Consider the following 8,239-nt stretch of genomic DNA (forward strand, 5'->3'; position numbering starts at 1 on the left):
GCGCGGGGGCGGCCCCGCGCGCCGGGCCGCGGCCCCTGTCGATCTTCAGCGGCCGCCCGGACGAGCGGCCACCCCGTGCCACACCGCGTCGGCGCCGCTGTGCCCGATCCGGACCACCTGGACGCCGGACGCGGCGGCCCCGCCGACCGCCAGGACCGCGGCCGCCACGGTCACCACGCCCGCCCACCGCGGCGCCGAGGCGGGCTCCCGGCGGGCGTACCAGCCGACGCCGACCAGGACGGCGAGGCCGAGCCACATCGCCCCTGCGAGCGGAAGCAGCATGTCGGCCAGTTCGGCGTGCCGTTCGACCAGCGCGCTGTGCGGGACCCGCTGTTCCAGGTTCTCGCCGCTCGACGTCGCCATGGGCACCGAGATCACCGCGGCGGTCGCCAGAGCGAGCACCCACGGGGCGGCCGCCCGCCGCGCCCGCGGCCACAGCGCCACGACGAGCGTGGCGACCACGGTCAGCGGGACGAGGAAGACCACCAGGTGGACGACGAGCGGGTGGGTGGGCAGGCCCCAGAGGGTCGACGGCATGAGCGGCCTTTCACAGAGACGGGGGGACTGGACGAGAATGTCCCGACTAACCCCGTTCTGCCCATGGCTTCGCTCTCTTTCAGAGAACCCTCAGAGGTGGCCGGGCACCGCGGTCACGAGGATGTCGGGAAGTGTTTACAGCCGCCCGCGAGTGGCCGCCGGTCGCGGTGACCGTGGCCCTGCCAAGAGGGGACCTTCGGCCGGAGAACGGCGGGAACGCGCCGCCTAGCGTCGGCAGTGGGACGTTTCCGGAGCATGGGAGGGATACCAGTGCCGGCTCCGATCATCGTGGGCATCGACGGTTCCGCGCACGCGTGGCGCGCCCTGGACTGGGCGGCCGACCACGCGGTCCGCCACCGGCTGCCGCTGCGGCTGGTGCACGGAGGGCGGTTCCTGATGCACGGCGGCAGGATCCCCGAGGACGTGCTGGTGCACCTGATCGCCGAGCGCGAGGACCTCCTCGCCGAGGCCCGCCAGTACGCCCTCAAGATCCATCCGGATCTCGGGATCGAAACGAGCCTGGCGCCGGACGACCCCGGTCACGCGCTGGTCGGCGAGAGCGGGCGGGCCGCGTTGGTGGCCGTCGGTTCGCGCGGGGTCGGGGGGTTCGAGGGGCTGCTGGTCGGGTCGGTCGGCCTGTACGCCGCGGCGCACGCGCGCTGCCCGGTACTGATCGTGCCCCGGTCCGCGCCGTTCCCGGCGGAGGCGCCCGGCGAGATCGTCCTCGGCGTGGAGGGACGGCCCGGCGAGAACCGGTTCGTCGACTGGGCGTTCGGCGAGGCCGAGGCGCGCGGCGCCCGGATCCTCGCCCTACACGCGGTCGGCGGGGAGTTCCCCTCGCCGCGCGCCCGGGTCGTGGAGGACATGGAACTGTCCGCGGCCCTCGCCGGCGTCCGTGAAGCGCACCCGGACGTCCCCGTCGACCAGATGATCTCCGACCGGAGCGCCGCCCGGGCACTGGTGGAAGCGTCCGAGCACGCGGCCCTGCTGGTCGTGGGGGCCCGCCGGAGGCACGCCCCGTCCGGCATGGCGCTGGGACGGGTGAACCACGCCGTACTGCACCACGCGGCCTGCCCCGTGGTGGTCGTCCCGCCGCGCGACTGAGCCCGGAGCGCCGGGCGCGAACCCGTCCCGGGAGGCCGGGACCGACAGAGGAGAAGGACCATGGCCGAACCGATCATCGTGGGCGCCGACGGATCCGTCCCGTCCGCACGAGCCGTGGCCTGGGCCGCCGACGAGGCCGCCCGGTACCGGCGAGACCTGCAGATCGTCCACGCCGTCGAGAACTGGGCGTTCGACGTCCCGCTGACCGCCGCGCCGGGGGAGGTCGCCTCGCTGTCGCGCGCCGGCGGCGAGATCCTGGCGAGCGCCGAACGCGTCGCACGCGACCGGCGGCCGGAGATCCAGGTGAACGTCGAGCTGGCCGCGACGAGCACCGTGCGCGCTCTCGCGGAGCGGTCGAGGAACGCGTTCGAGCTCGTCGTCGGCCACCGCGGCCTCGGCGGATTCGCCGGGCTCGTGCTGGGCTCGGTCGGGCTCGGCGCGGTCCGGCACTCGGCCTGCCCCGTCGTGGTCGTGCGCGGCGAGGCCGAGGCCGGACACGGCGAGATCGCCGTGGGTATCGGGCTCGGTGACGACTCGGCGACCCTGGAGTATGCGTTCCGGGCCGCGGCGGCCTGGGACGCCCGCCTGCGGGTCGTGCACGCATGGCCCTTCCCCGAGGCCCTGGACGGGCCGGGAGCCGCGGCGAGCCTTGAACGCGCGGAGGAGCGTGCTCGATGGCGCGTCCTCGAGGCGCATGCCCCATTGCGCAAGCGGCATCCCGGGGTGGAGATCGAGGAGTCGATCGTCGCCGACAATCCCGCCGCGGTGCTCATGGCCGCCTCCCGGGCGGCCGACCTGGTCGTCGTCGGCACGCACGCGCGCGAGGGACTGACGGTCCCCCGCAACCGTGCGGTGACGCACGCGCTGGTCCACCACGCGCACTGCCCGGTCGCCGTGGTCCCCGCCGCCGGCCCCCGATCGTGACGGATCCCCGGCGGCGACCGAGTGGAGAGCAGGGTGAAGGCCCGGCACTGGCCGGGCCTTCACCGTTTCTCTCGCATTGGCGGCGGCGGGAACTCGTCACCGCAGGGTTTCCGAGAACCGGCCTCGATCCTCGTAGGGCCATGCTCCGCCGGGACCGGCCGTGGAGACCGCGGGCATGGTGTCGGGTGATGTCCGTCCAGCGTGGTGCGCCTGCCAATGCGCGCCGACGGTGCCGTGCGCGCGCTCCTCTGGCACATAGACGGGCGGGACGAGGACGACCGGGCACGGCGGGTGCCTCAGGCAGGCGGAGGCCACCGGCCCGGGAGGGACATCCGGCGACGGTCCGTCGGGGCGCCCGCCGAGGACGAGCAGCCGGGCGCCGGCCGCGCGGCTGATCAGCGCGCGTGCGCCCTCGCCGCGGACCAGTTCCTGCCGGACGGGCACGCGGGGGGCGGGGCCGAGGGTCCTGCGGACGTCCGCGGCCAGCCCGCTGCGGGCCCGTTCGCGCTCCTGCCCGGGGGACGGCCGGGCGGCCGCCACCGCGTAGGGGGCGAGCCACTCCCGGCTGGCCCGCCAGGCGCGGACGGCGACGAGTTCGGCATGCCGGAGTTCCGCCTCGTCGGCCGCCCACAGCAGCGCGGCCAAGGAGGCCGCCGACCCGTCCACGCCCACGACGATCCGATCGGTCTCGGGTAGGTGTGTCATCGCCCTCATCTCCGTTCCGTGCCCGGACGCGGGGAGGGCATCGGCCCGGCGGTCCGGTCCGCTGCCCTCGTCACCGCGTCACCTGGCGATGGTGATCCGCTTGGCCTCGCGCTTGGCGGCCTTGGGCATCGGCACCCGGACGGTGAGGATGCCCTGGTCGTAGGACGCCTTGATGTCGTCGGTCTCGACGCCGGCGGGCAGGGTGAAGGATCGGGTGAAGGAGCCGTAGCCGAACTCCGACCGGTGCGCCTCCTTCTTCTCCTGGTGCCGCTCGGCGTGGATGCGCAGCACGCCGCCGGCGACGGTGATCTCGACGTCCTTGTCGGGGTCGATGCCGGGCAGTTCGGCGCGGATGACGTGGTTGTCGCCGTCGACGTAGTCCTCGACCCGCATGGCCTGGGCGCCGCCGCGGAAGATGGCGAACGGCGAATCGAACCAGTCGAAGAGGTCGGGCAGGATGCGGGACTCGCGACGCTCCAGCGCGGACATAGGTGCCTCCCTTGGGGACGGGGCCTGGGGACACCCGCCGGTGGGGTCGGTGCGCCCGGGTGCCGGATGCCCGTCTTGGCGACGATGGGTCCTGCGGCCTGGCGGCCGCCTGGTCAGCTGCTCCGGGCTCGGTGCCCGCCTCCATCGGTGGGTGCCAATTACATGGTTTCTCCGATGGCGCCCCGGTCCCATGGCCATCGGTCACGTCGCGACGGGACCAAAGTCCAAGGGAGTCAGTTCATCTGGCGACGGTCCAGGCGTGCCCAGGCGGCGTCCCACATCTGCGCGCGGCGATGGTCGCAGCGCCGGCGGACGAGCAGGTAGGCCGAGAGTGGCAGCGCCCCGGCGGCGAGGGTGGCCGCGGCGCCGGCGAAGGCCGCCGTCGTGACGGTGTCGGAGTGGCTCTGCGGGCGCAGCGTCATCTCGCCTGAGGCGTCCACCCATACCCGCCGTATCGTGCCGGGCGCGGTCGCCTTCTTCGCCGGGGTCGTCGCCCAGTGCGTTTCGCCGTCGGGGGTCGTCCAGGCCAGCACGGCGTAGGAGTAGCGCATCTGCCCGGTGGTCTCGGTCTCGGTGCGCGTGACACGGGCGTCGACGAGTCGGTGCGAGGCGGCCTGCGCCGCCTCGGCCTTCACGCCGGACCGGTAGGTCAGCGAGATGATGTCCGCGCAGAGCGGCGGGGCGATCCCGGCGAACGACACCGTCGCCGCCAGTCCGACGGCCCATTGCCGTCGGTCCGCCGTGCGTCGCAGGTCGTTGCCGTCGAAACCGAACCGCCGCCGTAGCCGCTGCAGACCGTCCAAGGCGTGACGCAGGTGAACGCTGGACATGGCCGCCTCCTGGGATCGTCTGTGCGGCGAACGTAACCGTGGGCGGGGAACGGCCTGCAGGTGCGGACGTCCTGTGCCGGCGGGACGAACGGCCCGGCGTTCACTCGCCGGTGATGGGCGGCGTCCTGCCGTTCTGGAGCGGGGTCTCCCAGGAGTCCCCGGGTTGGATGAGGACGGTCTCCTCGGCGAAGGCGATGCGGACGGGCAGCGCGGCTCCGGGACGGAGCGTCACTTTGAGCCGGTCCTGACGGCAGGTGAGGTCAATTCCCCAGTGCCCGCGGTAGCGCAGCCCGAGGCGCAGCTCGCCGATCGCGGTGGGCAGGCGGGGGTTCAGGTGGAGGGTGCCGCCCTGGGTGGTCATTCCGGCGTAGCAGCGCTGGACGAGGTCGACAGTGCCGGCCATGGCGCCGAGGTGGACGCCTTCGGCGGTGGTGCCGTGCTGGGCGTCCTCCAGGTCGCTGCCGAGGGCTTCCCGGAAGACCCGCCAGGCCTGGTCGCCGTCGGTGCTGGCCAGGATCCACGCGTGGACCAGGGAGCTGAGGGTCGAGCCGTGGCAGGTCCGCGGCAGGTAGTAGGCGGTCGTCCGCGCGATCAGGTCTGGCCCGTGCTCGTAGCCGAGGTGCCGCAGGACCTCGTCGAGTTCCCGCGGCGTCAGGACGTAGAAGAGCATCAGCACGTCGGCCTGCTTGGAGGCCTTGTAGCGGTTGGTCGAGTCGCCTTCGGCCTCCAGGATGCGGTCGAGCCTGCGGATGTCGCCGTAGCGTTCGCGGTAGCGGGCCCAGTCGAGTTCTTCGAGGTCGTCGTAGCCCTCGAACTGGCTGATCACCCCGTGGTGGAACGGGACGTACAGCCGCCGCCGGACGTCCTCGAACCGGGTGATCTCCTCGCGGGTCAGCGCGAGCCGTTCGCGCAGTTCGGTGCGGCGGTCCTCGGGGAGGAGGGCCAGGGCGTCCAGCGCCCGGCGCAGCAGCCAGGCGGTGAGGACGTTGGTGTAGGCGTTGTCGTCGAGGCCCGCCTCGTCCCGGCCGGGGTAGGCGTCGTGGTACTCGTCGGGGCCCATCACGCCGCGGATCCGGTACCGGTCGATGGAGCGGTCGTAGCCGGCCAGGTCGGCGAAGTACCGGGCGATCTCCCAGATGATCTCGGTGCCGTACTCGGCGAGGAACTCGATGTCGCCGGTCGCCTCGTAGAACCGCCAGACGTTGTGCGCGATCGTCAGGCCGACGTGCCGCTGCAGGTGGGAGTGGTCGGGCAGCCAGCGGCCCGAGCGCGGGTTGAGGTGGACGCGCTGGGTCTCCTCGCGGCCGTCGGCCGCGCTCTGCCACGGGTACATGGCGCCGCGGCGGCCCGTTGCGGCGGCGGCGCGCCGCGCCGCGGGCAGGCGCCTGTACCGGTACATCAGCAGGGCCTTGGCGATCTCGGGGAACCGCATGGTGAGGAAGGGCAGGATGAACAGCTCGTCCCAGAAGACGTGGCCGCGGTAGGCCTCGCCGTGCAGCCCCCGGGCGGGCACGCCGACGTCCAGCTCCACGCTGTGCGGCGACACCGTCTGCAGCACGTGGAAGACGTGCAGGTTGAGGACGCGCTGCACGTCGGCGTGGTCGAGCCTGAGCTGGGCGCGGCGCCACAGGTGCGCCCAGGCGAGCTCGTGCCGCTCCAGCAGGCCCTCGAAGGCGTCCGCGCTGCGGGCGGCGGCGAGCGCCGCCCGGCCGTGCTCCTCGATCGCCCGGTCGCGGGAGGTGAAGACGGCCGCCACCTTCTCGATCGTGACCGCCGCGCCCTCGCGGACCTCGACGCGCAGGTCCTGCGCGGCCCAGCCCGGCTCGGCGTGCCGGGCTCGTTCGGCGGGCTCGGACGACCGGGTGCGGGCCGCGACGGCAATGCCGATCCCCGATGAGACCGTGGTCGTCTTCACGCATGACAGCTCGGGGTCGTTCGGTTCGTCCGGCTTCTCGCGGGAGAGGTGCTCCGCCGGCAGGTTCTGGTAGCGGGCCACGCCGGTGTTGGCGACCCGGCCGTCCAGCGCCGACCGGACCTCCAGGACGCCGGTCCAGTCCTCCGGCACGATCGTGGTCTGCAGGGCGGCCAGGTGCGGGTCGTCCATCGATACGATCCGCCGCTGGGCGAGGCGGAACGTCCGGCCCGCCGCGTCGCGGCAGCGCAGGAGCCGGGTGAGGACGCCGCGGCGCAGGTCCAGTTCCTGCTCGTACGACAGGAGCCGCCCCTCCTCGGACGCGCGGTCGAGGTCGAACCACTCGCCTCCGGCGGCGCGGAACGTCAGCGGCAGCCAGTTCGGGACGTTCACCAGATCGGCGTTGTCGGCGATCTGCTCGCCGATTCGCGCGGTCAACCGGTCGTAGCAGCCCGCGACATAGGTTCCGGGGTAGTGCGTTCCGTCGGCGGACGACTCGGGCGCGGCACCGCGTGTGGCGAAATATCCGTTGCCCAGCGTGCACAGTGCTTCCCGTAGCCGCTCCGCGGCCGGTTCATAGCCGTCATAGGCGAGGATCCACCGGTTCATGGCCTCCCCTTGCCTGTCAGTCCGCAGCCGTCCGGTGAGGATGCCCCCTTTCCGGACCATCTCACCGGCAGGCGGCGAGGCCTCAGTGCCGGGAGGACCGGGGTCCAGGGACCTTCGGCCCGTCCGGACGATCCGGTGCGGACCGAGACTGAGTAATCGAGGAGTACTGCCGCCTCACTGGGGAGATGTGTTGAGGATGGGCGAACTGGACAGAGTTCAACGGCCTCACGTGCTGCTCGGCTACGACGCCAGCGAGGACAACGAGCCCGCGCTGCGGTGGGCGGTCGACGAGGCCCGCCTGCGCGGGCTGGACCTCGTGATGTGCCATTGCTGGCACTGGCCCTACTCCGCCGACCACGTCGACGAGCACGTCAGAGCGATCATCAAGCGGGCGGGCGAGAAGCTCCTCGAGCACGGTGAGGCACGGGCCCGGAAGCTCGGAATGCCCGGCACGGTCGGCAGGCGGCTGAGGCCCGAGCCGGTCTCCGACGCCCTGGTGGGCGAGTCCGACGACGCCGAGCTGATCGTGATCGGCTCCCACGAGCGCCACCATCTGCCGGTCGGATCGACCGCGGTGCAGCTGCCGGCCCGGGCGCGCCGGCCCGTGGTGGCCGTCCGCCGGTACGGTCATGGTGACGGGCGCACCTCCGGCAGCGTCGTCGTCGGCGTGGACGGGTCCGCGGGCGGCGACGCCGCGCTGGGCTTCGCCATGGAGGAGGCGGTGCTGCGCGACTGGAGCCTGCGGGTCGTGTTCGGGGTCTGGGAGCCGGGAGCGGTCGACGAGGCGGAGTTGCCTCTGTTCACCGACAAGAAGAGACTCACCGAGGTCCGGGCCGCGACGCTGGAGCGGGCCATCAGCCCTTGGCGAGACCGCTATCCCAAGGCCGATCTCCACGCCTCGGTGGTCCTCGATCGCCCCCGTCAGGCTCTGCTGGAGGCAGCGGATGGCGCCGATCTGCTGGTGGTCGGGGACCGCGGCGCCGGCGGCCTCGACCCGCTGCTTCTCGGAGCGACCAGCTCGGCGATGCTCCAGCACGCCCCCTGCACGGTCGCCATCGTGCCGTCGCCCCGCTGACCGCACCAGCACGCGGCCGGGGCGGGGCGGGCGCCGCCCCGCCGCCACAGCCGG

Annotated in this window: 8 protein-coding genes; 3 read left to right on the forward strand and 5 right to left on the reverse strand. The window is 73.3% G+C overall.

The genetic code is table 11. From position 1 onward, the window contains the following. Positions 1–45: 45 nt before the first annotated feature. Complete coding sequence (locus AB0C78_RS50150; RefSeq protein ID WP_360762751.1) at positions 46–537, reverse strand: DUF2231 domain-containing protein; 492 nt, start codon at positions 535–537, stop codon at positions 46–48. Between the two features lie 270 nt (positions 538–807). On the opposite strand from AB0C78_RS50150, the gene AB0C78_RS50155 reads away from it, so the two are divergent. Together AB0C78_RS50155 and AB0C78_RS50160 are read left to right on the forward strand one after the other, a co-directional pair. Then, complete coding sequence (locus tag AB0C78_RS50155; protein ID WP_360762754.1) at positions 808–1,641, forward strand: universal stress protein; 834 nt, start codon at positions 808–810, stop codon at positions 1,639–1,641. A gap of 60 nt (positions 1,642–1,701) precedes the next feature. Beyond that, positions 1,702–2,565, forward strand: coding sequence for a universal stress protein (locus AB0C78_RS50160; protein ID WP_360762757.1), 864 nt, complete (start codon positions 1,702–1,704; stop codon positions 2,563–2,565). A 96-nt stretch (positions 2,566–2,661) separates the two neighbouring features. Here the strand turns inward: AB0C78_RS50160 and AB0C78_RS50165 are convergent, their stop codons facing one another. From AB0C78_RS50165 to AB0C78_RS50180, 4 genes are all read right to left on the reverse strand, one after another. Then, positions 2,662–3,270, reverse strand: coding sequence for a universal stress protein (locus tag AB0C78_RS50165; RefSeq protein ID WP_360762760.1), 609 nt, complete (start codon positions 3,268–3,270; stop codon positions 2,662–2,664). Positions 3,271–3,348: 78 nt separating this feature from the next. Continuing rightward, positions 3,349–3,759, reverse strand: coding sequence for an Hsp20/alpha crystallin family protein (locus AB0C78_RS50170; protein ID WP_360762763.1), 411 nt, complete (start codon positions 3,757–3,759; stop codon positions 3,349–3,351). A gap of 233 nt (positions 3,760–3,992) precedes the next feature. After that, positions 3,993–4,589 carry a hypothetical protein gene (locus AB0C78_RS50175; protein ID WP_360762766.1) on the reverse strand — a complete coding sequence of 199 codons (597 nt, stop codon included), beginning with the start codon at positions 4,587–4,589 and terminating at the stop codon, positions 3,993–3,995. A gap of 100 nt (positions 4,590–4,689) precedes the next feature. Next, a complete protein-coding gene (locus tag AB0C78_RS50180; protein WP_360762769.1) occupies positions 4,690–7,110 on the reverse strand; it encodes a glycosyl hydrolase family 65 protein in 2,421 nt (806 codons plus the stop codon). Between the two features lie 196 nt (positions 7,111–7,306). On the opposite strand from AB0C78_RS50180, the gene AB0C78_RS50185 reads away from it, so the two are divergent. Then, positions 7,307–8,185 carry a universal stress protein gene (locus AB0C78_RS50185; protein ID WP_360762771.1) on the forward strand — a complete coding sequence of 293 codons (879 nt, stop codon included), beginning with the start codon at positions 7,307–7,309 and terminating at the stop codon, positions 8,183–8,185. Positions 8,186–8,239: the final 54 nt, after the last annotated feature.

Origin of the sequence: Actinomadura sp. NPDC048394 (genome assembly GCF_040651755.1) — a bacterium.
GTDB lineage: Bacteria > Actinomycetota > Actinomycetes > Streptosporangiales > Streptosporangiaceae > Spirillospora > Spirillospora montaniterrae.